Annotated in this window: 22 protein-coding genes; 10 read left to right on the top strand and 12 right to left on the bottom strand. The window is 67.9% G+C overall.

All coding sequences use genetic code 11. From position 1 onward, the window contains the following. Nucleotides 1–25 precede the first annotated feature (25 nt). On the top strand, nt 26–1342 hold the full coding sequence (locus tag AB0P11_RS05495) for an acyltransferase (protein WP_363520404.1): 1317 nt from the start codon (nt 26–28) through the stop codon (nt 1340–1342). On the opposite strand, the gene AB0P11_RS05490 is transcribed toward AB0P11_RS05495, so the two are convergent. From AB0P11_RS05490 to AB0P11_RS05480, 3 genes are read right to left on the bottom strand one after another with little or no spacing between them, the layout of a single operon-like run. Then, nucleotides 1289–1840 (bottom strand): energy-coupling factor transporter transmembrane component T, encoded by a 552-nt coding sequence (locus tag AB0P11_RS05490; RefSeq protein WP_363520401.1) that lies wholly within the window; start codon nt 1838–1840, stop codon nt 1289–1291. The two genes, AB0P11_RS05495 and AB0P11_RS05490, sit on opposite strands and share 54 nt — an antisense overlap. Before the next feature lie 38 nt (nt 1841–1878). Next, nucleotides 1879–2571 carry an energy-coupling factor ABC transporter ATP-binding protein gene (locus tag AB0P11_RS05485; protein WP_285363221.1) on the bottom strand — a complete coding sequence of 231 codons (693 nt, stop codon included), beginning with the start codon at nt 2569–2571 and terminating at the stop codon, nt 1879–1881. After that, nucleotides 2561–3148, bottom strand: a complete 588-nt coding sequence (locus AB0P11_RS05480; RefSeq protein ID WP_363520399.1) for a biotin transporter BioY — start codon at nt 3146–3148, stop codon at nt 2561–2563. Before AB0P11_RS05480 ends, AB0P11_RS05485 begins: the two co-directional genes overlap by 11 nt. Before the next feature lie 57 nt (nt 3149–3205). On the opposite strand from AB0P11_RS05480, the gene AB0P11_RS05475 reads away from it, so the two are divergent. Further along, a complete protein-coding gene (locus tag AB0P11_RS05475; RefSeq protein ID WP_363520396.1) occupies nt 3206–3820 on the top strand; it encodes a TetR family transcriptional regulator in 615 nt (204 codons plus the stop codon). On the opposite strand, the gene AB0P11_RS05470 is transcribed toward AB0P11_RS05475, so the two are convergent. Genes AB0P11_RS05470 through sufB form a run of 7 tightly spaced genes read right to left on the bottom strand, consistent with a single transcriptional unit; the run spans nt 3768 to nt 10365 of the window. Then, the gene (locus tag AB0P11_RS05470) at nt 3768–5153 is read right to left on the bottom strand and encodes an MFS transporter (protein ID WP_363520393.1); all 1386 of its coding nucleotides are present in this window, start codon (nt 5151–5153) and stop codon (nt 3768–3770) included. The genes AB0P11_RS05475 and AB0P11_RS05470 overlap by 53 nt on opposite strands. Then, nucleotides 5150–6304, bottom strand: coding sequence for an aminotransferase class I/II-fold pyridoxal phosphate-dependent enzyme (locus tag AB0P11_RS05465; protein WP_363520390.1), 1155 nt, complete (start codon nt 6302–6304; stop codon nt 5150–5152). Before AB0P11_RS05465 ends, AB0P11_RS05470 begins: the two co-directional genes overlap by 4 nt. A 2-nt stretch (nt 6305–6306) precedes the next feature. Beyond that, nucleotides 6307–6636, bottom strand: coding sequence for a metal-sulfur cluster assembly factor (locus AB0P11_RS05460; RefSeq protein WP_053096448.1), 330 nt, complete (start codon nt 6634–6636; stop codon nt 6307–6309). Nucleotides 6637–6646: 10 nt separating this feature from the next. Continuing rightward, complete coding sequence (gene sufC, locus AB0P11_RS05455) at nt 6647–7417, bottom strand: Fe-S cluster assembly ATPase SufC (RefSeq protein ID WP_053096451.1); 771 nt, start codon at nt 7415–7417, stop codon at nt 6647–6649. Next, nucleotides 7418–7744: a non-heme iron oxygenase ferredoxin subunit gene (locus AB0P11_RS05450; protein ID WP_053096453.1), complete on the bottom strand. Its 327-nt coding sequence runs from the start codon at nt 7742–7744 to the stop codon at nt 7418–7420. Next, entirely contained in the window at nt 7741–8946 is a 1206-nt protein-coding gene (gene sufD / locus AB0P11_RS05445) for a Fe-S cluster assembly protein SufD (protein ID WP_187249747.1), read from the bottom strand. The genes AB0P11_RS05450 and sufD overlap by 4 nt, the downstream gene beginning before the upstream one ends. After that, nucleotides 8947–10365: a Fe-S cluster assembly protein SufB gene (gene sufB, locus AB0P11_RS05440; RefSeq protein WP_053096457.1), complete on the bottom strand. Its 1419-nt coding sequence runs from the start codon at nt 10363–10365 to the stop codon at nt 8947–8949. It abuts the gene before it with no gap. Between the two features lie 232 nt (nt 10366–10597). Between sufB and AB0P11_RS05435 the strand changes: the two genes are divergently transcribed. Both AB0P11_RS05435 and AB0P11_RS05430 read left to right on the top strand, forming a co-directional pair. Beyond that, the gene (locus AB0P11_RS05435) at nt 10598–11701 is read left to right on the top strand and encodes a COX15/CtaA family protein (protein WP_056278886.1); all 1104 of its coding nucleotides are present in this window, start codon (nt 10598–10600) and stop codon (nt 11699–11701) included. 72 nt (nt 11702–11773) lie between these two features. Continuing rightward, nucleotides 11774–12217, top strand: a complete 444-nt coding sequence (locus tag AB0P11_RS05430) for a hypothetical protein (RefSeq protein ID WP_363520385.1) — start codon at nt 11774–11776, stop codon at nt 12215–12217. On the opposite strand, the gene AB0P11_RS05425 is transcribed toward AB0P11_RS05430, so the two are convergent. Then, entirely contained in the window at nt 12163–13068 is a 906-nt protein-coding gene (locus AB0P11_RS05425) for a heme o synthase (RefSeq protein WP_363520853.1), read from the bottom strand. The two genes, AB0P11_RS05430 and AB0P11_RS05425, sit on opposite strands and share 55 nt — an antisense overlap. Nucleotides 13069–13434: 366 nt before the next feature. Between AB0P11_RS05425 and tkt the strand changes: the two genes are divergently transcribed. From tkt to pgl, 6 genes are read left to right on the top strand one after another with little or no spacing between them, the layout of a single operon-like run. Continuing rightward, nucleotides 13435–15531 carry a transketolase gene (gene tkt, locus AB0P11_RS05420; RefSeq protein WP_285363381.1) on the top strand — a complete coding sequence of 699 codons (2097 nt, stop codon included), beginning with the start codon at nt 13435–13437 and terminating at the stop codon, nt 15529–15531. Continuing rightward, on the top strand, nt 15528–16640 hold the full coding sequence (tal, locus tag AB0P11_RS05415) for a transaldolase (RefSeq protein WP_053096462.1): 1113 nt from the start codon (nt 15528–15530) through the stop codon (nt 16638–16640). Before tkt ends, tal begins: the two co-directional genes overlap by 4 nt. Next, entirely contained in the window at nt 16637–18244 is a 1608-nt protein-coding gene (locus tag AB0P11_RS05410; RefSeq protein WP_295101028.1) for a glucose-6-phosphate isomerase, read from the top strand. The genes tal and AB0P11_RS05410 overlap by 4 nt, the downstream gene beginning before the upstream one ends. Nucleotides 18245–18266: 22 nt before the next feature. After that, a complete protein-coding gene (gene zwf / locus AB0P11_RS05405; RefSeq protein ID WP_053096466.1) occupies nt 18267–19817 on the top strand; it encodes a glucose-6-phosphate dehydrogenase in 1551 nt (516 codons plus the stop codon). Then, complete coding sequence (locus AB0P11_RS05400) at nt 19814–20749, top strand: glucose-6-phosphate dehydrogenase assembly protein OpcA (RefSeq protein WP_056278888.1); 936 nt, start codon at nt 19814–19816, stop codon at nt 20747–20749. The genes zwf and AB0P11_RS05400 overlap by 4 nt, the downstream gene beginning before the upstream one ends. After that, nucleotides 20749–21534, top strand: a complete 786-nt coding sequence (gene pgl / locus AB0P11_RS05395) for a 6-phosphogluconolactonase (protein WP_200955172.1) — start codon at nt 20749–20751, stop codon at nt 21532–21534. The genes AB0P11_RS05400 and pgl overlap by 1 nt, the downstream gene beginning before the upstream one ends. 12 nt (nt 21535–21546) lie before the next feature. Here the strand turns inward: pgl and AB0P11_RS05390 are convergent, their stop codons facing one another. Continuing rightward, on the bottom strand, nt 21547–22530 hold the full coding sequence (locus AB0P11_RS05390) for a DMT family transporter (protein WP_053096472.1): 984 nt from the start codon (nt 22528–22530) through the stop codon (nt 21547–21549). Nucleotides 22531–22587: the final 57 nt, after the last annotated feature.

The raw sequence follows: 22587 nt of genomic DNA, 5'->3' as shown, positions 1-22587 counted from the left end.
CGGACACCCATCCGAGGAGGACTCCATGGCCATCGTCGAAGCGCCGCCCCGCATCGCTCCCCGCCCCCCGCTGCCGGCCGGTCGTGATGCCGCGATCGACCTGCTGCGAGCGATCTGCGTCGCAGGAGTCGTGCTGCTTCACGCCATCATGGTGGGCGTCACGGTCGCCGACGGCAGCCCGGTCTTCGCGAACGCGAGCGAGGGCACCTCGTGGATCATCCCCATGAGCTGGGTCCTCCAGGTCATGCCGTTGTTCTTCATCATCGGAGGCTTCGCCGGTCACATCGCGTTCCGGCGGTCGCAGGCGCGCGGCGGCACCGCATCCGAGTTCATCGCAGCCCGCGTGCATCGCCTGCTCCGGCCCGCACTGTTCGCCATCGCCGTCGTCGGCGTCGCGCTCGCGGCTCTCCACGTCGCAGGTGTTCCCGCCGACATCATCGCCACCGCCGGCTTCCGCTACAGCCAGCCGCTGTGGTTCCTCGGTGTCTTCCTGGGCTGCCAGGCGCTCCTCCCGGCACTTTCGAGAGCCCACGCACGCAGGCCCCTGGTCACCGTCGCAGCCCTCGTGTGGGCGTCGGTCTGCGTCGATGTGGTCCGGGTGAGCACCGGGGTCGAGGGACTGGGGTTCCTGAATCTCGCGTTCGTGTGGCTCGCGCTCCAGCAGATCGGGTTCTTCCTCGCCGACGGCACGATCGACCGGCTGCCTCGAGCGACTCGGGCCCTGATCGGAGCAGCGGCTCTGACCGCCCTCATCGCAGCGTGCGCGACCGGGGTCTACTCCCCCGACCTCATCGCGAACATCAATCCCCCGACCGCCGCGCTGCTGCTCGTCGGCGTCGTGCACCTGAGCGCCGTCTCGCTTCTGCGCGGTCGCATCGACGCGCTCAGCCACCGGCCGGTCCCCGCCGCGTTCGGCGCCTTCGTCAATCGCCGCACCATGACGATCTACCTGTGGCACATGCCGGTACTGCTCGCCATGGCGGGGATCTCGGCCGTCGCCTCACTCGTCAGCGGAATCGCGCTGCCGGATCCGAGTTCCGTCTCCTGGTGGGTGTCGCGTCCGATCTGGCTCGCCGTCGCCCTGAGTCTGACAGCGGCGATCGCGGCCTCCCTCACCCGCATCGAGACGCAGCCGTCGCCGCGATCCGCTGACAGGACGCACCGGGTCGTGATCGCCGCCGTCCTAGGCATCGCCTCCGTCGTCCTGCTCCTCGTCGTGGGGACGACCGTGCTCACTGCCTCGGTCGCCGCCGGCGGGATGCTGCTGTCCCTGCGCATCGCCCGCCGATCACACGAGACCGCGAGCGGCGAGAGCGTCGCCGACGTCGTCCGCGTGGCGTAGTGTCCTGACCATGAGCGGCACCGCGCCTCGCACGCCGCGACGGATGCCGCGTGCGAGGTGGGCCTCGGTGACCGCATGGGCGAAGCCTGCGACCACCGGAATCATCGTGAGGGTCAGTGAGATCATCATCGCGACGGCATCCGCATCGATGCCCAGTCGGCGCAGCGGTCCCAGCATCCGATGCAGCACCGCGAGCAGATCGCCCATCCGGGTGGTGATCGTGAGAAGCGACGCCAGCAGCAGCAGTGATGCCACCCTGGCCGTGCTGACCCATGCCGTGAGCGGTGTGGCGAAGATCCACAGGGCGACCCCGAGAACCAGGACGAGCCACCGCAGCCGCCACGCCTCGACGAGCAGGGCCGTCACCGGAAGGCCGGCGGCAAGATAGAGCAGGCAGACGACGAGAAGCGCGGCTGTGACGCTCCATCGATCGTGCGGGTAGCCGGACGAGACGAGCGCGAGCACGGCGAAGACGGCGAGCTTGGGGCCCGCCGGCATCCGGTGGACGATACTCGCCCCCGGCCGATAGGACTGGATCACGCGGCCAGCTCGCGATACTCGGCGACCACGTCCGGCGGGGCGCCCGACGCGATGATCGAGCCCGCCTCGAAGAGGACCGCGTGGTCGCACCTCGCTGCGAGCTCGAGGTCGTGGGTGACGATGACGACCTGGGCGGGAAGCGCCAGCAGCAGATCCGAGATCCGTCGGGAGTTGCGCAGGTCCAGCAGGGTCGTCGGCTCGTCGGCGACGATCAGCTGCGGTTCGGTGATCAGGACAGACGCGAGAGCCAGCATCTGCTTCTGACCGCCGGACAGCGCCGACGCCGGCACGTCCGCCCGATCGGTCAAGCCGTGCTCGGCGAGTGCCGCGGCCACACGTCTGTCGACGTCCGCACGAGAGGATCCGCGAAGCGACAGCGCGAGGTCCTCGGCAGGCGTAGGCATGAGGATCTGCGCCTGCGGATCGGTGAAGACGAAACCCACCCGCCGCCGCAGAGCCTTCACATCCCGACGAGAATCGAGACCGTGCACCGTGACGCGCCCTGCATCCGGGAGCACGAGGCCGTTCAGCAGACGCGCGAAAGTGGACTTTCCTGAACCGTTCGCGCCGATGACCGCGATCCTCGCCGTCGTGAGCTCGATGCTCACATCGCGCAGGATCGGCTGCCCCTCCCGCTCCACGGTGACATCGTCGACCGAGATCGATCCGGTCGAGGTCTCAGACCGCACGGACGGATGCCGGCACGGATGGGGCACTCGTGCCGAAAGCTCGAGGGTACGCGCGCCGTAGCGCGAGGACCAGCGCTGTGGCCGCTGCCGCCTTGAGCAGATCGCCGGGGAGGAAGACGAGACTCGCCAGTGCGGTGGGTCCCAGGTCGAGCCCGAGTACGAGCGCGGTGACGGGCACCCCGCAGACGTACACGACCACGATGCCGCCGACGACGACCCCGAGGGCGATCCGCCACCAGCTGGGCCGACCGGTGCGCACGATCAGTCCGATGACGATGACGCCCAGGAGCCACCCGAGCAGGTAGCCGGCTGTCGGACCGACGAAGACGCCGAGACCGCCACGGCCACCGGCGAGGACGGGGAGCCCGACCGCTGCCAGCACCAACACGAGGAGCACCGAGAGCGGGGCCGACCGCGGGCCGAGTACAGCGCCGGCGAGCATCACCCCCAGGGTCTGCGCGGTGATGGGCACCCCGCCGGGGATCGGGATCGTCACCATTCCGAGGACGATGATGAGCGCGGCGAAGATCGCCACCCTCGCGAGTTCGCGACCGAGGTCGTCTGTGTGCCGAGCCATCATCCAAACACCTTCCTGAACACCGTTCACCTGAACGGTGTTCACTATACTGACGGGATGGCCCCGGAGCACAACTCGACCCGTCACGACCGCGACGGCGTCGCGCGCGCTGCACTCGCGCTCCTCGACGAGGTCGGCCTCGCCGACCTCTCGATGCGGCGGATCGCCGGCAGGCTCGATGTGCAGCCGAGTGCTCTCTATTGGCACTTCTCGAGCAAGCAGGAGCTGCTGGCGGAGTTGGCCGATCGCATCACCGCGGGCATCCCGCGCGACGATGCGGACGTGTTGACCACCGCCCGCAGCATCCGCGACGCGCTCTTCACCTATCGCGACGGGGCCGAACTCGTGCTCAGCACGTATGCCCTGCGTCTCGGCTCGTCGTATGCGCACACCGCACTGGAAGCCGCGCTGACGCGCCACGGCCGGTCGGACGCACCGGAACGAGCAGCCGCACTCCTGCACTTCGTGCTCGGCCATGCGACTCTCGTTCAGCAGCGGATGCACGCCGACAGCCACGGAGCAGCGCTCGACGACCACACGATCGACGTCACAGCGGGACTCGACCGCATCTTCGACCTCGGTGTGGCCGCGCTCGCCGGAGAGTCATCGGGCGCCGACCTCACCGCTCGGGCGACTCCGCGTCCGTCAGCTCCGCGGCGTGACCCAGCCTGAGTCCCGGCACGAACGCCAGGAGCACCAGACCGAGACAGAACGCGAAGACGACGCCGAAGGCGCTCGCACCACCGCCGAGGCTGGCGACGGCGAGACCCGCGAGAGCGATGACGACCGCGGCGCCCGTGGAGTCCGAGATCGACAGAGCTGACGAGTTGAAGCCCTGGTTGCCGGCATCCGAGTACGCGAGCGTGAGCACGGTGAGGCGGGGATAGAGCAGACCCATGCCGCCGCCGGCGAAGGCCCATCCCACCACCACGACGAGCGGCGAGAACCCCCAGAGCGCTGCGAGGAGCACGAACACCAGAGCACAGACCAGCAGCGAGAGGCTGATGACGGTGATCCTCGTGTTGCCGAGACGTTCACCGAACCTCCCCTGCAGCGCGGATGCACCGGCCCAGGCGAACGCGGCGAACATCAAGGCGATGCCCGCCCACGTCGCCGTGAACCCGAACCTCTCCATGAGCAGGTACGGGATGTACGCTTCCGCGGCGAAGAACGCGCCGGCGACGACGCCCCGCATGAGCACGACGCTCGGCAGGCCCCGGCCGGCGCGCAGAGTGCGTCGAGGGAGCAGCGGCAGCACGGCCACGGCGATGACGGCCACCGAGCCCAGTGCGACCGACCATCCGATCTGCGCGGTCATCTCGGCCGTGAAACCGATCAGCACGGCGAACACCGCGACGACGACGGCGAGCATCAGACGAGTCACGAGAGCTCGACGGTCCTGTGGTTCGCCATGCCCGAGGTCGACGCCGCGCAACCGGATCGCGATCATGAGAAAGGCGGCCGTCGTCAGCACGGCCACCCCGAGGAATGCCCACCGCCAGTCGAGGTACTCGGCGACGGCACCCGCGAGGAACGGGCCGATCATCGACGGCACCACCCAGGCCGCGGCGAACGCCGCGAAGACCCTTCCGTGCAGGTGGGGCGGATACAGGCGGGCCACCACGACGTATAGGGCCACCGTCTGTCCGCCCGCACCGAGCCCCTGCACCAGGCGGCCGACGAGGAACTGATCCATCGTCACCGCGAACCCCGACAGCAGAAGGCCGGCGATGAACAGCGACACGGCGGCGTACAGCGCACCCCGGGGCCCGCGAGCGTCCGACCAGGCACCCGCGGCGACCATCCCGATCACGCTCGTCGCCAGTGTCCCCGCGAAGGCCACCGCATACAGCGCCTGGCCGTCGAGCGCCTCGCTGACGATCGGCATGACGGTCGTCACCGCCAGAGCCTCGATCGCCGCCAGGAAGATCAGCGCGACCGCGCCGGCGGTGACCCAGAGGCGTTCCCGGTCCCAGATCGACGATGTCGCGCGATCGACCGTCATCGATCCACGAGCGTCGCGATGCGCTCGATGGCCTCGGTGATGATCTCCGGACTCGTCCCGAAGTTCAACCGCACGAATCCCCTGCCCTGCTCGCCGAAGGCGGGGCCGAAGTGCAGGGCCACCTTCGCCTCCTTGAGGATCCGACGCGCGGGGTTGTCGCCCCATCCGAGAGCCGAGAGATCGATCCAGGCGAGGTAGCCGGCATCGGGCATCCGGTAGCGGGCACCGGGGAGCTTCGATGCGAGCAGGTCCTCGAGGAGTACGCGGTTCGCGTCGAGTGTCGCGAGCAGCCCGTCCAGCCACTCATCGCTCTCCTCCGAGAAGGCGGCGACAGCCGCGAGCAGACCGAACTGACCGGTGCGCCACTCGACCTCGATCGGCAACCCGCGCACGACCGCGCTCGTCGAATCGGAAGCGGTCACCATGAGGGCGCACTTGAGGCCGGCCAGATTGAAGGCCTTGCTCGCGCTGACGACCGCATACCCCACGCGCTCGGCGGCCTCGCCCGTGCCGAGGAACGGCGTGAAGCCGGTTCCCGGCTGGGCGAGCGGTGCGTGGATCTCGTCGGAGACCACCGCCGCGCCGAACTCGTCGGCGATCTCGGCCAGCGCCGCGAGCGCGTCGCGACTGTGGACGGTGCCCGTCGGGTTGTGCGGATTGCAGAGCAGGATCGCGGTCGCGCCGTCCTCGAACGCTGCACGGACGCCGTCGAGATCGAGTTCCCACCCCATCCCCGTGTCGATGAGAGGCACCCGTTCCACCTCGGCGCCGGCCTCGGACACCAGGTCGAAGAACGGCGGGTACACGGGAGGGGTGACGACCACGCGCTCTCCCGGCTGCGTCACGCGGCGGAGAATCTCGACGATGCCCATGCTCACATCGGCCGTGGTGCGCATCCGCGTCGGATCCGCCTCCCAGCCGAAGCGACGGCGTGCGAACGCCGCGTAGGTGTCGGGCAATGGTGTCCGCGAGGCGATGTACCCCGTGTCTCCGAGCTCGACGGCGCGACGCAACGCGTTCGAGACCTCCGGTGCGAGCGGGAAATCGGTCTCCGCGACGAAGAGCGGAAGCACGTCGGCGGGATACTCCCGCCACTTCTCGCTGCTACGTCGTCTGAGCTCCGCCAGAGGCAGAGCCGTGACTTCGAGCATTCTCAGATCGCGAAGCCGAGGGCGCGCATCATGTCGCGCCCGTCGTCTGTGATCTTCTCCGGACCCCACGGCGGCATCCACACCCAGTTGATGCGGAAGCGGTCGACGACGTTGTCCAGAGCCTGCGCGGTCTGGTCCTCGAGCACGTCCGTCAGGGGGCAGCCGGCGCTGGTCAGCGTCATGTGGATGACGAGAGCATCGTTCTCGTCATCCCAGGCGAGGTCGTAGATGAGGCCGAGGTCGACGACGTTGATCCCGAGTTCCGGGTCCATGACGTCTTTGAGCGCCTCGGTGACCTCGTCGTACTTCGCGTCCGTGAGGGTGGCTGTCATGCGAATCAGCCTACGCCTCGATGGGGGCTGCGGGGTCGAGGAAACGGTCGTATCCCTCTTCCTCGAGCCGGTCTGCAAGCTCAGGGCCGCCCTCTTCGACGATCTTGCCCGCGACGACCACATGCACGAAGTCCGGACGGATGTAGCGGAGGATACGGGTGTAGTGCGTGATCAGCAGCACGCCGAGTCCGGTCGACTCCTTGGCGCGATTGACGCCTTCCGAGACGATCTTCAGCGCGTCGACGTCGAGGCCCGAGTCGGTCTCGTCGAGAATCGCGAACTGCGGCTTGAGGACCTCGAGCTGCAGGATCTCGTGACGCTTCTTCTCGCCACCGGAGAAGCCTTCGTTGACGTTGCGCTGAGCGAACTTCGGGTCCATGCGGAGGTTCGCCATGGCCGCCTTGACGTCCTTGGTCCAGCCGCGGATCGCCGGAGCTTCGCCGTCGAGTGCCGTCTTGGCGGTGCGGAGGAAGTTCGTCACCGTCACGCCGGGGATCTCAACCGGGTACTGCATCGCGAGGAACAGGCCGGCGCGCGCGCGCTCGTCGACGCTCATCGCGAGCACATCCTGGCCGTCGAAGGTGATCGAGCCGGAGGTCACGGTGTACTTCGGGTGGCCGGCGATCGTGTACGCGAGCGTCGACTTGCCCGAGCCGTTGGGGCCCATGATCGCGTGCGTCTCACCGGTGTTCATGGTGAGGGTGATTCCGTTGAGGATCGGGGTGGTACCCGCCTCGGTCTCGACCGTCACGTGCAGGTCGCGGATTTCGAGAACAGACATTCAGACTTCCTTCGTCACAGTCGGGTCGATGAGCACGTCGTCGCCGTCGATCTCGACGACGTAGACCGGAACGGGCTCATAAGCAGGGAGGTTCTGGGGCTTGCCGGTGAGCAGCGAGAACGCGGAGCCGTGGGCCCAGCACTCCACCGTGTCACCTTCGACGAAGCCTTCGGCGAGAGAGATGTCGCCATGCGTGCAGGTGTCCCCGATGGCGTGGATCACGCCTTCGGAGTCCTTGATCACGGTGATCGGGACGCCGTTCGGCTCGACGCGGATCGGCATGTCCTGCTCGAGTTCCGCGACGCCGCACACGCGCTCGGCGCTCATGCGTTCACCTCGGCGAGCTCCGTCTCGATCGCGTCGAGCAGCTCGGTCTCCAGTGCCGGGATCCCCAGGCGCTGAACGATGTCGGTGAGGAATCCGAGCACGACGAGTCGGCGCGCTTCCTCTTCGCTGATGCCGCGGGCCTGCAGGTAGAACAGCTGCTCGTCATCGAAGCGCCCCGTGGCGCTGGCGTGGCCGGCGCCGAGGATGTCCCCGGTCTCGATCTCGAGGTTCGGGATCGAGTCGGCGCGTGCACCCTCGGTGAGCACCAGGTTGCGGTTCGCCTCGTAGGAGTCGGTGCCCGTCGCGTCGGCGCCGATGAGCACGTCGCCGATCCAGACGCTGTGCGCTCCCTGCCCCTGGAGCGCACCCTTGTAGAGCACGTCGCCCTTGGTGTGCGGGCCCTTGTGGTGCAGGTAGACCTGGCTCTCGAGGTGCTGCCCGGCATCGGCGTAGGACAGTCCGTAGAGGTACCCCTCGGATCCGCCGCCGGCGAGCTCGACGCTCGGGTTCACGCGCACGACTCCGCCGCCGAAGCTGATCACGAAGTGCTTGAGCGTGGCATCCGCATCGACCCTGGCCTGATGCGCAGAGGTGTGCACGGCCTCGTCCTGCCACTGCTGCAGGCTGATGACAGTGAGCTTCGCGCCATCGCGGACGATGATCTCGACGTTCTGCGAGTACTGCGCGGCTCCGGTGTGCTGGAGCACGACGGTGGCCGAGCTGTGCTCGAGTGCCTCGATCACGATGTGGGCATCGGCGCGCAGTTCGGCGCCGAGGCCCTCGATCGAGACGAGGATCGGCTCAGCGACCTCTTCTTCACGCGGGATGCGGATGTGCAGCGCTTCGGACGAGCCCTGCCAGGCGACGGCCGCCGTGATGTCCTCGGCCAGGAAGACCTCTCCGCGCGGGGCATCACCCGCGGCGAGCGGTGCCGCCACGTACTTCTCGCCGTCACCGAACGAGTAGCGCACGCCCTCGGTCGGACCTGCCACCTCGAAGAGGGCGGAGAGCTTGGCCACCGGAGTGTGCTTCCAGTTGACCTCGCGGCCGGTCGGCGAACCGAAGTCGGCTGGTTCGAAGGAGTGCGGACGCTCCGAGCGGGTCTGCACCGGGACGAATCCGGCATCCGAGACCTGAGCTGCGGGGTCGATGTGCGCGTTCGTGTGCTGCGCCTCGCTGGGCGCTGTCGTCGAGGCCGCCATTTAGCCGACCGATCCTTCCATGCCCATTTCGATGAGCTTGTTCAATTCCATCGCGTACTCCATGGGCAGTTCGCGCGCGATCGGCTCGATGAAGCCGCGCACGATCATCGCCATCGCCTCGTCCTCGGGCATGCCGCGGGACTGCAGGTAGAAGAGCTGCTCCTCGCTGACCTTCGAGACGGTGGCCTCGTGGCCCAGCTGCACGTCGTCGACCCGGATGTCGATGGCCGGGTACGTGTCGGAGCGCGATTTCGTGTCCACCAGCAGCGCGTCGCAGCGCACGGTGTTCGCGGAGTGGTGCGCGTTCGCGTCCACCCTCACCTCGCCGCGGTATCCCGCACGTCCGCCGCCACGGGCGATCGACTTGGAGACGATCGACGACTGCGTGTACGGAGCCATGTGGATCATCTTCGCGCCGGCATCCTGGTGCTGGCCGGGACCCGCGAAGGCGACCGAGAGGGTCTCGCCCTTGGCGTGCTCGCCCATCAGGTAGATCGACGGGTACTTCATCGTCACCTTGGAGCCGATGTTGCCGTCGACCCACTCCATCGTCGCGCCCTCATGGGCGACGGCGCGCTTGGTGACGAGGTTGTAGACGTTGTTCGACCAGTTCTGGATCGTCGTGTACCGAACGCGGGCGTTCTTCTTCACGATGATCTCGACGACGGCCGAGTGCAGCGAGTCCGACTTGTAGATCGGAGCGGTGCAGCCCTCGATGTAGTGGACGTAGCTGTCCTCGTCGGCGATGATCAGGGTCCGCTCGAACTGGCCCATGTTCTCGGTGTTGATGCGGAAGTACGCCTGCAGCGGGATCTCGACGTGCACGCCCTTGGGGACGTAGACGAACGAACCTCCCGACCACACGGCGGTGTTGAGCGCGGCGAACTTGTTGTCGCCGGCCGGGATCACGGTGCCGAAGTACTCCTCGAAGAACTCGGGGTGCTCGCGGAGCGCGGTGTCGGTGTCCATGAAGATGACGCCCTGCTCCTCCAGATCCTCGCGGATCTGATGGTAGACGACCTCTGACTCGTACTGCGCTGCGACGCCGGCGACGAGGCGCTGACGCTCGGCCTCGGGGATGCCGAGGCGCTCGTACGTCTCGCGGATCTCAGCCGGGAGATCCTCCCAGGACTGGGCCTGCTTCTCGGTCGAGCGCACGAAGTACTTGATGTTGTCGAAGTCGATCTCGCTGAGGTCTGCACCCCAGGTCGGCATCGGCTTGCGACCGAAGAGCTGATAGCCCTTGAGTCGGGTCTTCAGCATCCATTCGGGCTCGTGCTTGAGCGCCGAGATCCCTCGGACCACCTCTTCGGAGATACCGCGCTTGGCGATGGCTCCGGCGGCATCTTCGTCATGCCACCCGAATTCGTACACCCCCAGGCCGTCAAGCTCCGGGCGGTCGATCAGCACATCCGACATCACACACTCTCCTCACAGGTCCCAAACGGTGTCATCCGCCCCGACACACCTGATCCCCGTCGAGTCTGCGGGAGCGGGTGCCGTTGGTGGGCCCTCATCACCGGCGCATCCATCGCGCCTAAACTGTTAGCGATGCTTCAGCGCGGTCAGCGCTCATCACAACAATCCGATTCTACAGGTTCCGCCTGAAGACAGGGCCGCTCGCCGTGTCCGGCGCGGTTCGGAGAGACTTATGCCCGAGACGACGATCTCCTCCCCCACGAACGCGGCAGCGTCGACGCATGCGATCCTCTGGGGACGAGCGCTTCGCGTCTTCGCCTGGCTCTCATTCCTCGCGCAGACCATCATCATCGGTACCGGCGGTGCCGTGCGGCTGACCGGATCAGGCCTCGGATGCTCCGAGTGGCCGCTCTGCACGCCGGAGTCGCTCGTCCCGATCTATGCCGATCAGGGAATCCACGGCATCATCGAGTTCGGCAACCGCGTCATGACGGGTGTGGTCGGCGTCATCGCCCTCGCCGTCCTGCTGCTCGTGCTGGCGCGCACCGGGGGGAAGGCCACGGTGTTCTCGGCCCTCCGCTTCGCCGCCGCCGGAATCGTGGCGGCCGGGGTCGTCTTCTTCGTCTTCACGCTCGTCGACCTCCCCGCCACGCCCTTCGCGATGGCGGCTCTGCTCGTGACGGTCATCGCCGCCACGGTCAGATCGGTCAGGGTGACGACCGAAAGGCGGGATCTCGTCATCCTCGCCTGGGTCGTGCTGATCGGCGTCGTCGCGCAGGCTCTTGTGGGCGGCATCACGGTGCTCACGGGACTGAACCCCTTCATCGTCGGATTCCACTACGTGTCGTCCCTCCTCCTTGTGTGCGTGACCGCGGCCTTCCTGGTCAGGCTCTACGCCGCGCCCGGACCGCGTGAGCGCGCGGTGCCGACCTGGTTCGCGGCACTGAGCCACATCACCGGTCTCGCCCTCGCCGTGACGATCCTGTTCGGCGTGCTGACCACCGGTTCCGGGCCGCACTCCGGCGACGCGGCCGTCGAGCGCCAGGGATTCGACGCCACGGTGCTCGCCCACGTGCACTCCTGGCCGGGATACATCCTCGCCGCGCTCGTCGTCACCTTGACGATCGCCGCGTGGGTCCTGCACCTACGACCGCGCAGATGGCTGCTCGTGCTCGTGCTGGCGATCCTGGTGCAGGTCGGCGTGGGCGTGTGGCAGGCGCGCGAAGGCCTCCCGCCGGTGCTCGTGGGAATCCACATGGTGCTCGCCTCGCTCTCGGCGGCTGCGTACACCGTGGTGGTGCTGAACCTGAAGAAGCCGGCCGCTGCGGAGGCTTGACCCCCGCTGCGCACAGGGGATGCATAGCCCGGGCATCAGCGGCTCATCAGTTCGTCGTGCACCGTTGCGGACATGAACAAGTCATTGACACGCAGCATCGGCTTCTGGCTCCTCCTCGTGCTCTCGCTCGCTTCAGCGGGAGTGGGCGGGTGGCTGATCGCCGGCCAGGTCGGCACCATGACGAGCACTCTGCTCGACGGCACGGCGACCGGCATCGAGGTCTACGTGGGGCAGTCGCTCGTCGTCGTCGGAGCCGCGCTTCTGGGCGCCGGCGTCATCGGCGTGCTGATCGCCGTCGGTCTGAGTGCGGTGCAGGCGCTCCTGCCTTCTCCTGCGCCCGCAGTCGTCGGGCCGATCGATGGGACGAACGAGTCAGCTGAGGCCGATGATGCCGACCCCATCGACTCCGAGATCCCCGCGACAGCGGCGGACGACGAGCTGGTCGGCGACGCCGAGCAGGATCAGAACGGCAGCAGCGGGTCGACCGCGACGGCCACGAAGATCAGCGTCAGATAAGTGATCGAGGCGTGGAAGACTCGCATCGGCCGCGCCTCGTTGCCTCGCACCGCCTGGTTGTACAGGCGGTGCGACTCATAGATGAACCAGCCGCCGAACACCGCGGCGGAGACGCCGTAGACGAGGCCCATGTTCGCGATCGGGATCAGCAGCAGCGAGCAGGCGACGGTCGCCCAGGCATAGAGGATGACCTGGAGGCCGACCTGTGAGGCGTTGCGGGTGACACCGAGCATGGGCACGTCGACGTCGTCGTAGTCGTCCTTGTACTTCATCGACAGCGGCCAGTAATGCGGCGGCGTCCAGAGGAAGATGAGCGCGAACAGGATGAACGCGGGCCAGTCGAGCGAGCCGGTGACGGCAGCCCAGCCGATGAGCACCGGGAAGCACCCGGCGATGCCGCCCCAGATGATGTTCTGCTCGGTGCGTCGCTTGAGGATCATCGTGTAGATGACGACGTAGAAGAAGATGGCGGATGCCGACAGCGTGGCCGCCAGCCAGTTCGTGGTGAACCACAGCCATACGGTCGAGACGACGGCGAGCGTCCAGGAGAAGGTCAGCGCGCCTCGCGGGCTGATCTCGCCGGTCACCAGCGGACGGTTCTCCGTGCGATGCATGTGGGCATCGATGTCGCGGTCGAGGTACATGTTGAACGCCGCGGCCGAGCCGGCGCTCAGCGAGCCGCCGATCACGGTGGCCAGCACCAGCCACATGTCGGGAAGACCGCCCTGAGCGAGGAACATCACCGGGACGGTCGACACCAGCAGCAGTTCGAGGACGCGCGGCTTGGTGAGGGCGACGTACGCCTTCACGGTGCGACCGATGGACTTCTTCACAACGGTCTGATCAGACATCGTCGAGATCTCGATCGCCTCCTCCACACGCGTCACGACAGCGTTTCCCAGTCTAGGGCACGCCGGGCGCAGGGCTCGCCCGCCCCGATGATCAGCGCTCCACCGACCCTCGCATCCGGGCTCCCGGGACGCGACGGGATCGCGTTCCAGGACTCCTGATCCGCAGTTCCACCGCTCATCGCAAGCCTCGACGAAGGCATGGAATTACTGGACGGGCGGAGCGTTGTAAAGGGGGGTAACGAGTCGAACCTCGGCGCTATGCTGAAATGACTCGCGCGTCCGGCGCACATCACAAACCCCTCCGTATCGTTGCGGACTGCGATCGTGCAATCCGGCGCTCTCGAACAGTTGCAGAAGGGCTTCACAGTGTCGGAATTGCAGTGGGATGAGATCGACCGACGCGCGGTGGACACCGCGCGTCTTCTGGCTGCGGATGCCGTGGAGAAGGTCGGCAACGGCCACCCCGGCACCGCGATGAGCCTGGCTCCGGCCGCGTATCTCCTCTATCAGCGGGTGCTTCGTCACGACCCAACCGACACCGACTGGCTGGGTCGTGACCGTTTCATCCTCTCGGTCGGACACTCCTCTCTCACCCAGTACGTGCAGCTCTACCTCGGCGGCTTCGGCCTCGAGCTCGACGACCTCAAGGCGCTCCGCACCTGGGGCTCGCTCACCCCGGGTCACCCCGAATACGGTCACACCAAGGGCGTCGAGATCACCACCGGCCCGCTGGGCCAGGGACTCGCTTCCGCCGTCGGCTTCGCGTACGCCGCTCGCTACGAGCGCGGCCTGTTCGACCCCGAGGCAGAGGCGGGCACCAGCCCGTTCGATCACTTCGTCTACGTGATCGCCGGTGACGGCGACCTCCAGGAAGGCGTCACCAGCGAGGCCTCCTCGCTCGCGGGCCACCAGGAGCTCGGCAACCTCATCGCGATCTACGACTCCAACCAGATCTCGATCGAGGACGACACGAACGTCGCCTTCACCGAAGACGTCGCCAAGCGCTACGAGGCCTACGGCTGGCAGGTCCAGCTCGTCGACTGGAAGAAGACCGGCGAGTACGTCGAGGACGTCGCCGAGCTCAACGCGGCGATCGAGGCCGCGAAGGGCGAGACCTCGAAGCCGTCGCTCATCATCCTGAAGACGATCATCGGCTGGCCCTCGCCCGGCAAGCAGAACTCCGGCAAGATCCACGGCTCCGCGCTCGGTGGCGACGAGCTCGCCGCAACGAAGAAGGTCCTGGGCTTCGACCCCGAAGAGCACTTCTCCATCGCCGACGACATCATCGCCCACACCCGCGCACTCGCGGATCGCGCCGCGGAGACCCGCGCCGAGTGGCAGAAGTCGTTCGACGCGTGGGCCGCGGCCAACCCTGAGCGCAAGGCGCTGCTCGACCGCCTCGAGGCGAAGGAGCTGCCGGCCGACATCACCTCGGCGCTCCCCGTCTTCGAAGGCGGCAAGGACGTCTCCACGCGTGCGGCCTCCGGTCAGGTCATCAACGCACTCGCCGCCGAGCTCCCCGAGCTCTGGGGCGGATCGGCCGACCTCGCCGAGTCGAACCTCACCACGATCAAGGACTCGAAGTCCTTCATCCCCGCCGAGTGGTCGACCCACGAGTGGTCGGGCGACCCCTACGGCCGCGTGCTGCACTTCGGCATCCGCGAGCACGCCATGGGCGCCATCGTCAACGGCATCGTGCTGCACGGCCCGACGCGCGCCTTCGGCGGCACCTTCCTCATCTTCAGCGACTACATGCGCCCGCCGGTGCGTCTGGCCGCGCTGATGAACGTCCCCAGCATCTTCGTCTGGACCCACGACTCCGTCGCCCTCGGAGAGGACGGCCCGACGCACCAGCCCGTCGAGCAGATCGCGACGCTCCGCGCCATCCCGAACTTCACCCTGGTGCGTCCGGCTGACGCCAACGAGACCTCGGCCGCCTGGCTCGAGATCCTCCGACGCCACGAGGGCCCCACCGGCATCGCGCTGACCCGTCAGAACATCCCGGTGTTCGAGCGCGGCCAGGGTGCAGCCGACGGCGACCTCTTCGCCTCGACAGACGGTGTCTCGAAGGGTGCATATGTGCTCGCCGAGGCGCCGAACGGCACCCCCGACGTGATCATCATCGCGACCGGGTCCGAGGTCCAGCTGGCGGTCGACGCCCGGGCGGCCCTGGCCGAAGAGGGCGTCAACGTCCGCGTCGTGTCGGCTCCCTCGCTCGAGTGGTTCGACGAGCAGGACGAGGCGTACCGCGAGTCGGTCCTGCCGAAGGCCGTCACCGCCCGCGTCTCGGTCGAGGCCGGCTCCGTCCTCAGCTGGCGCGGCATCGTGGGCGACCGCGGCCGTTCGGTCGGCATCGACCACTTCGGCGCCTCCGCCGACTACAAGACCCTGTTCCAGAAGTTCGGCATCACCACCGAGGCCGTCATCGCGGCCGCACGCGAGACCATCAAGGAGAACGCATGAGCACCCCCACCGCAGACCTCGCAGCAGCCGGTGTCAGCATCTGGCTCGACGACCTGTCCCGCACCCGCATCTCGTCCGGCAACCTCGCCGAGCTGATCGAGTCGCGCAACGTGGTCGGCGTGACCACCAACCCGACGATCTTCGCGAACGCGATCACCGACAAGAACAACACCTCGTACGACGCTCAGGTCACCGAGCTCGCAGCGTCGGGCGCCACGGCGGAAGAGGCCGTGTTCGCCGCGACCACGCAGGACGTCGCCGCCGCTCTCGACGTCTTCCGCCCCGTGTGGGAGAAGTCGGGCCACGTCGACGGCCGCGTCTCCATCGAGGTCTCCCCCGACCTCGCGCATGACACCGAGGGCACCGTCGCACAGGCCAAGCAGCTGTGGGCAAAGGTCGACCGTCCGAACCTGCTCGTGAAGATCCCCGCGACGAAGGCGGGCCTGCCTGCCATCACCGAGGCGATCGCATCGGGCATCAGCGTCAACGTCACCCTGATCTTCAGCCTCGAGCGCTATGCCGAGGTCATCGACGCCTACCTCACCGGTCTCGAGCGCGCGCACAGCGCCGACTTCGATCTGTCGAGCATCCACTCCGTGGCCTCGTTCTTCGTGTCGCGCGTCGACACGGAGACCGACAAGCGCCTCTCGGCGATCGGCACCGACGAGGCCGAGGCGCTCAAGAGCAAGGCAGGCCTCGCGAACGCGCGTCTCGCCTACGAGCTCTACGAGCAGAAGTTCGCCGAGAAGCGTGCGCAGGACCTGATCAAGCTGGGCGCCAACCCGCAGCGTCCGCTGTGGGCGTCGACCGGCGTCAAGGACCCGGCCCTGCCCGACACGCTCTACGTCACCGAGCTCGTGGCGAAGGACGTCGTCAACACGATGCCGGAGAAGACGCTCGAGGCCACCTTCGACCACGGCGTCGTCACCGGTGACACGATCACGGGCGGCTACGACGAGGCTCGCGCCGTGTTCGCCGGTCTCGCCGACCTCGGCATCGACTTCACCGACGTCACCCAGGTGCTCGAGGACGAGGGCGTCGCCAAGTTCATCGACTCCTGGCACGATCTGCTGACGCAGGTGGCTGAGGGCCTCGAGGCGCAGCGATGACCTTTGCGATCCACGCCTCGGGCGCGGCTCGGGTCGCGATCGACGAGACGGTTCCCGCTCTCGTCCACGACCTGGTCGCCTCGCGGGTGACCGGCGGCGACGCAGCCCTGTGGGGTCCCGCCGCCGAGTCCGAGGCGTCGATCCGCCTGGGCTGGGTCGAGGCGGTATCCGTCTCGCGCCCCCTCGTCGCCGAGATCGTCGCCCTCCGCGCCGATCTGCACGCGAAGGGTGTGAACCGCGTGGTGCTCGCCGGCATGGGCGGCTCATCGCTCGCCCCCGAGGTGATCGCCCAGACCGCCGGTGTCCCGCTGACGATTCTCGACTCGACCGCGCCGAGCCAGGTGCTCGCCGCGCTCGACGAGGGCCTGGAGAACACCGTGCTGGTCGTCTCCTCGAAGTCCGGCTCGACCGTCGAGACCGACTCGCAGCGTCGCACTTTCGAGGCCGCGTTCCGCGACGTGGGCATCGACCCGCTCGAGCGCATCATCGTCGTGACCGACCCGGGCTCGCCGCTCGACGTCTCCGCCCGTGAAGCCGGCTACCGCGTGTTCAACGCCGACCCGCACGTCGGCGGACGGTACTCGGCCCTCACCGCCTTCGGCCTCGTACCGTCGGGGCTCGCGGGCGCTGACATCGCCGAGCTCCTAGACGAGGCCGAGGCCTCGCTCCTCGAGGTCGCCATCGACTCGGCCGACAACCCGGCACTCCGGCTGGCCGCGGCGATCTCCGCCACCACGCCGCGACGCGACAAGCTCGGTCTCATCACCGACGGCACGCACATCAACGGGCTCCCCGACTGGATCGAGCAGCTCATCGCGGAGTCCACCGGCAAGGACGGCACCGGCATCCTTCCCGTCGTCCTGCTGCCCGTGTCGCCGGAGCTCGACTCCCGACCCGCCGATCTCCAGATCGTGCGGCTCGTCGACGACGCGAACGAGTTCCACCTGCGCGAACGTCACGAGGGCGAGATCCTCGTCAGCGGTTCGCTGGGTGCGCAGCTCATCGTCTGGGAGTACGCGACCGCCATCGCCGGGTATCTGCTCGGCATCAACCCGTTCGACCAGCCCGACGTCGAGTCGGCGAAGGTCGCCGCCCGTGGACTGCTGGATGCACGTCCCGCTCCGACGGCACCGGCGTTCGTCGAGAACGGCGTCGAGGTCCGCGTCTCCGACCCCGCTCTCGCGGCGTCGGGAACCGTCGAGGGCGTGCTCGACGCGCTGTGGGCTGCACTACCGGAAGACGGCTACGTGTCGATCCAGGCATACGTCAACAGGCTCGACGTCCCGCAGCTGCAGGGTCTCCGCGAGCTCGTCGCCGCCGACTCCGGTCGGCCGACGACGTTCGGATGGGGACCCCGATTCCTGCACTCCACCGGCCAGTATCACAAGGGCGGGCCGGCGCAGGGCGTGTTCCTGCAGATCCTGGAGCGCACGGATGTCGACCTCGAGATCCCCGAGCGCCCGTTCACGTTCGGACAGCTCATCGAGGCACAGGCCGCCGGCGATGCCGGTGTCCTCGCCGAGCACGGCCGTCCGGTCGTCTCCCTGACGATCACCGATTCGTCGGCCGACGTCCTCACCCTCTTCGAAGCCGCACAGAAGTAACAGCCAGGAGAATCCCCCACCGATGTCTGTTCCCATCTCGCGCGGGCACAACCCGCTGCGTGACCCCGATGATCGCCGCCTCAACCGGATCGCCGGGCCCAGCGCCCTCGTGATCTTCGGTGTGACCGGAGATCTGTCACGCAAGAAGCTCATGCCCGCCGTCTACGATCTCGCCAACCGCGGACTCCTGCCTCCCGGATTCGCTCTCGTGGGCTTCGCCCGTCGAGACTGGGAGGACCAGGACTTCGCCCAGGTCGTGTATGACGCCGTGAAGCAGCATGCACGCACTCCCTTCCGCGAAGAGACGTGGGCGCAGCTGCTGCAGGGCATCCGCTTCGTCTCGGGCGAGTTCGACAACCCCGAGTCCTTCCGCAAGCTGCGCGACACGGTCGATCAGCTCGACGTGGAACGCGGCACGATGGGCAACCACGCGTTCTACCTGTCGATCCCGCCGAAGGATTTTCCCCTCGTCGCGAAGCAGCTCAAGGACTCCGGCCTCGTCGGAGCGAATGACGACGACGATGAGCGCTGGCGACGCGTCGTGATCGAGAAGCCGTTCGGCCACGACCTCGAGTCGGCGCGCGAACTCAATGCCGCCCTCGAGGTGGCGTTCTCCGCCGACTCGATCTTCCGCATCGACCACTACCTCGGCAAGGAGACGGTCCAGAACATCCTGGCCCTGCGCTTCGCGAACGAGCTGTACGAACCGATCTGGAACCGCAACTACGTCGACCACGTGCAGATCACGATGGCCGAGGACATCGGCGTCGGTGGCCGTGCGGGCTACTACGACGGCGTCGGTGCGGCGCGCGATGTCATCCAGAACCACCTGCTGCAGCTGCTCGCGCTCACCGCCATGGAAGAGCCGATCAGCCTGTCCGCCGAGCACCTGCGTGCCGAGAAGGAGAAGGTTCTCGCTGCGGTCCACGTGCCGGAGGATCTCTCGCTCGCGACCGCCCGCGGGCAGTACGCGGGCGGCTGGCAGGGTGGCGAGCAGGTGACCGGATTCCTCGACGAGGACGGGATGAACCCCGAGTCCGCGACCGAGACCTATGCCGCGATCAAGCTGGAGATCGACACCCGACGCTGGTCCGGCGTCCCGTTCTACCTCCGCACCGGGAAGCGTCTGGGGCGTCGTGTGACCGAGGTCGCCGTCGTGTTCAAGAAGGCACCGGAGCACCTCTTCGGCCGCTCGAACACGGCAGAGCTCGGCCAGAATGCGCTCGTCATCCGCGTCCAGCCCGATGAGGGCGTCACGATCCGCTTCGGATCGAAGGTGCCCGGAAACGGCACCAACGTGCGCGATGTCACCATGGACTTCGGTTATGGCCACGCGTTCACCGAGGCGAGCCCCGAGGCGTACGAACGTCTGATCCTCGACGTGCTCCTGGGCGACCCGCCGCTGTTCCCGCGCCATGAGGAGGTCGAGCTCTCCTGGAAGATCCTCGACCCCGTGGAGAAGTACTGGGCAGCCGAGGGCGGCCCGGTCGACCAGTACGCACCCGGTTCGTGGGGTCCGGCATCCGCCGACGACCTCCTTGCCCGTGATGGACGAGTGTGGAGACGCCCATGATCATCGACCTTCCCGACACGACCGTCAGCCAGGTCGCCAAGCAGCTCGTCAAGGTGCGCGAAGAGGGCGGCGCCGTCGCACTCGGCCGTGTGCTCACGCTGATCATCTCTGCACGCAACGGCGTCGCAGAGGCAGCGATCGACGCGGCAAACGACGCGTCCCGCGAGCACCCCATGCGTGTCATCGTTCTCACCACGGGTGAGGGCGAGTCGCGTCTCGACGCTCAGATCCGCGTCGGCGGTGACGCCGGCGCCTCCGAGGTCGTCGTCCTCCGGGCCTACGGGGACGCCGCCAGCAACGAGGAGAGCCTGGTCACAGGTCTGCTCCTGCCCGACGCCCCCGTCGTCGCCTGGTGGCCCGAAGAGGCGCCGACATCGCCGGCCTCGTCTCCCCTCGGCAAGATCGCGCAGCGCCGCATCACGGATGCCGCGACCGCACCCGATGTTCGCGACCGCCTGGGACTGCTCGGCGAGACCCACGCGCCCGGCGACACCGACCTCGCGTGGACCCGTCTCACGCACTGGCGCGAGCAGCTCGCCGCCGTGCTCGATCAGCCGCCGTTCGAAGAGGTCACCGCGGTCGAGGTGCGCGGTGGATCGGCCTCGCCGTCGACCGCGCTTCTCGCCGCATGGCTGCAGATGGCCCTCGACGTCCCGGTGACCTGGTCGTACGAAGACCCCGAGAACTGGCAGGAGGGCATCAAGTCGGTGCGTCTGCGCCGCTCGTCGGGCGACATCCTGCTCGAGCGCCCCACGCCCGGGCTGGCCGTGCTCACGCAGCCCGACCAGCCCGACCACGACCTGCACCTGCCGCGCCGCACGCTGCGGGAGTGCCTCGCCGAGGAGCTGCGTCGCCTCGACCCCGACGTCCTGTACGGTCGAGTGATCACCGAGGGCTGGGAGAAACTGGGTCCGCCCCAGACAGGAGAATGATGTCGACGAAGACAGCGCCCGCAGAGAAGCGGGTCGTGGTCGAAGCCACGCCCGCAGCACTTGCCGCGAGCGTGGCCGACAGATTCCTGACGCGCCTTCGTGCGCGCACGCGCAACGGCCGCATCGCCCACATCGCCCTCACCGGCGGTTCGATGGGCGGTGCGGTTCTGCGTGCGACGCGCGACGACCCCAGGTCGGCTCAGATCGACTGGTCGCTGGTGCACTTCTGGTGGGGCGATGAGCGGTTCGTCGCTCGCGACGACGCCGATCGCAATGCGCTGCAGTCGCGTGAGGCCCTGCTCGACCACATTCCCGTCCCCGCCGAGAACATCCACGAGGTCGCTGCTGCGGACGAGGGGCTGACCCTCGACGAGGCCGCGGCGGCGTACGCGGCGGATCTCGCGCGCTACGGGACCGACGAGCACCCGTGGCCGTCGTTCGCGGTCTGCTTCCTCGGCGTGGGGCCCGACGGCCACATCGCCTCACTCTTCCCCGATCGCCCCGAGGTCACCGTGACGGACGCCGCCGCGCTGCCGGTTCGCGACTCTCCCAAGCCTCCGCCGGAGCGTGTCACGCTGACGCGCCCGGTGCTCAACGCGTCGAAGCGTGTCTGGCTGGTCCTCACCGGCGCGGACAAGGCGTCGGCGCTCGGACTCGCCCTCGCGGGAGCGAGCTACACCAACGTTCCAGCCGCGGGCGCCAAGGGCCGCAAGCGCACCGTCTTCTTCGTCGACGAGGCCGCTGCGTCAGAGGTCTCGCCCGACCTCATCGACCCGGCGTACTGAAGTCGAGAGAACTCAGGCCTCGGGGTCTTTTGTCGCGTCGTCACTGCCGCGCGTGATCCCGAGGTCCTGGCTGTCGCTCAGCACCTGCGGGTGATACCGCGCGAGGTTGACGACGCCCCAGATCGCGATGGCACCGGCCACGGCGAAGATCACGAGGACCCACGGCGGTGACGCCGCGGCCTCTCCGAGCACGACCATGCCGATGAGCACGGCGACCATGGGGTCGACGACCGTCAGTCCGGCGATGACGAGATCCGGCGGCCCCGAGCTGTAGGCGGACTGGACGAAGTACGCTCCGACGGCGCCGGCCGCGATCAGCGCGATGACGCACACGAGGGTGATCCACTCGAAGTTGCCGGCGCTGATCCGGCTGATGACGGCTTTGGCGAGAGTGGCGACGAAACCGTAGAGGATGCCGGCGCCGATGACGTAGAACAGAGCGCGCATGCGGTGGCGGAGCACCAGCCAGCAGGCGCCGAGCACGATGATGACGACCAGCAGGATCGCCAGGATCGTGAAGAGCTCGGTGTCGGTGATCTCCTTCTCCGTGGCGTAGATCGCTGCGAAGAAGACGAACAGGAAGATGCCGCCCACACAGCAGACGATCGCGATGATCGACTTCCTGGTCGGCGAATGACCCGAGATCCGTGCGTTGAGCAGCGTGGTGATGACGAGCGCGATGGCGCCGAGCGGCTGCACGACCATCAGCGGCGCTTGAGAGAGCGCCGCGAGCTGACACACGATCGCCAGGCCGAGCATCAGCGTTCCGGCTATCCAGGAGGGCCGGGTGAGCAGGCCCTTCATCTGGCTCATGCTCAGACCGCTGGCTCCGTCGGATCCGCTGAGCCGCTCCACCTTCTCGACGCCACGATGCTGATACTGCGCGCCGAGAGACATGAAGACGGCACCCGCAAGCGCGAGGGGGATGCCGAGGAGCAGTTTCGGGTTCTGGAAGACACCGACCAGCTGCTCGGTGACGTCTTCCGCCCCAGTCATCCATACGGAGATGCTCACCCTTCGACCCTACCCGGCGATGTGCGCCGAGTAGGGTTA

Source organism: Microbacterium sp. NPDC079176 (genome assembly GCF_040686675.1).
Lineage (GTDB): Bacteria > Actinomycetota > Actinomycetes > Actinomycetales > Microbacteriaceae > Microbacterium.
Note: the sequence above shows the minus strand (reverse complement) of the source record. Positions and strands in the feature narration are given on the sequence as shown.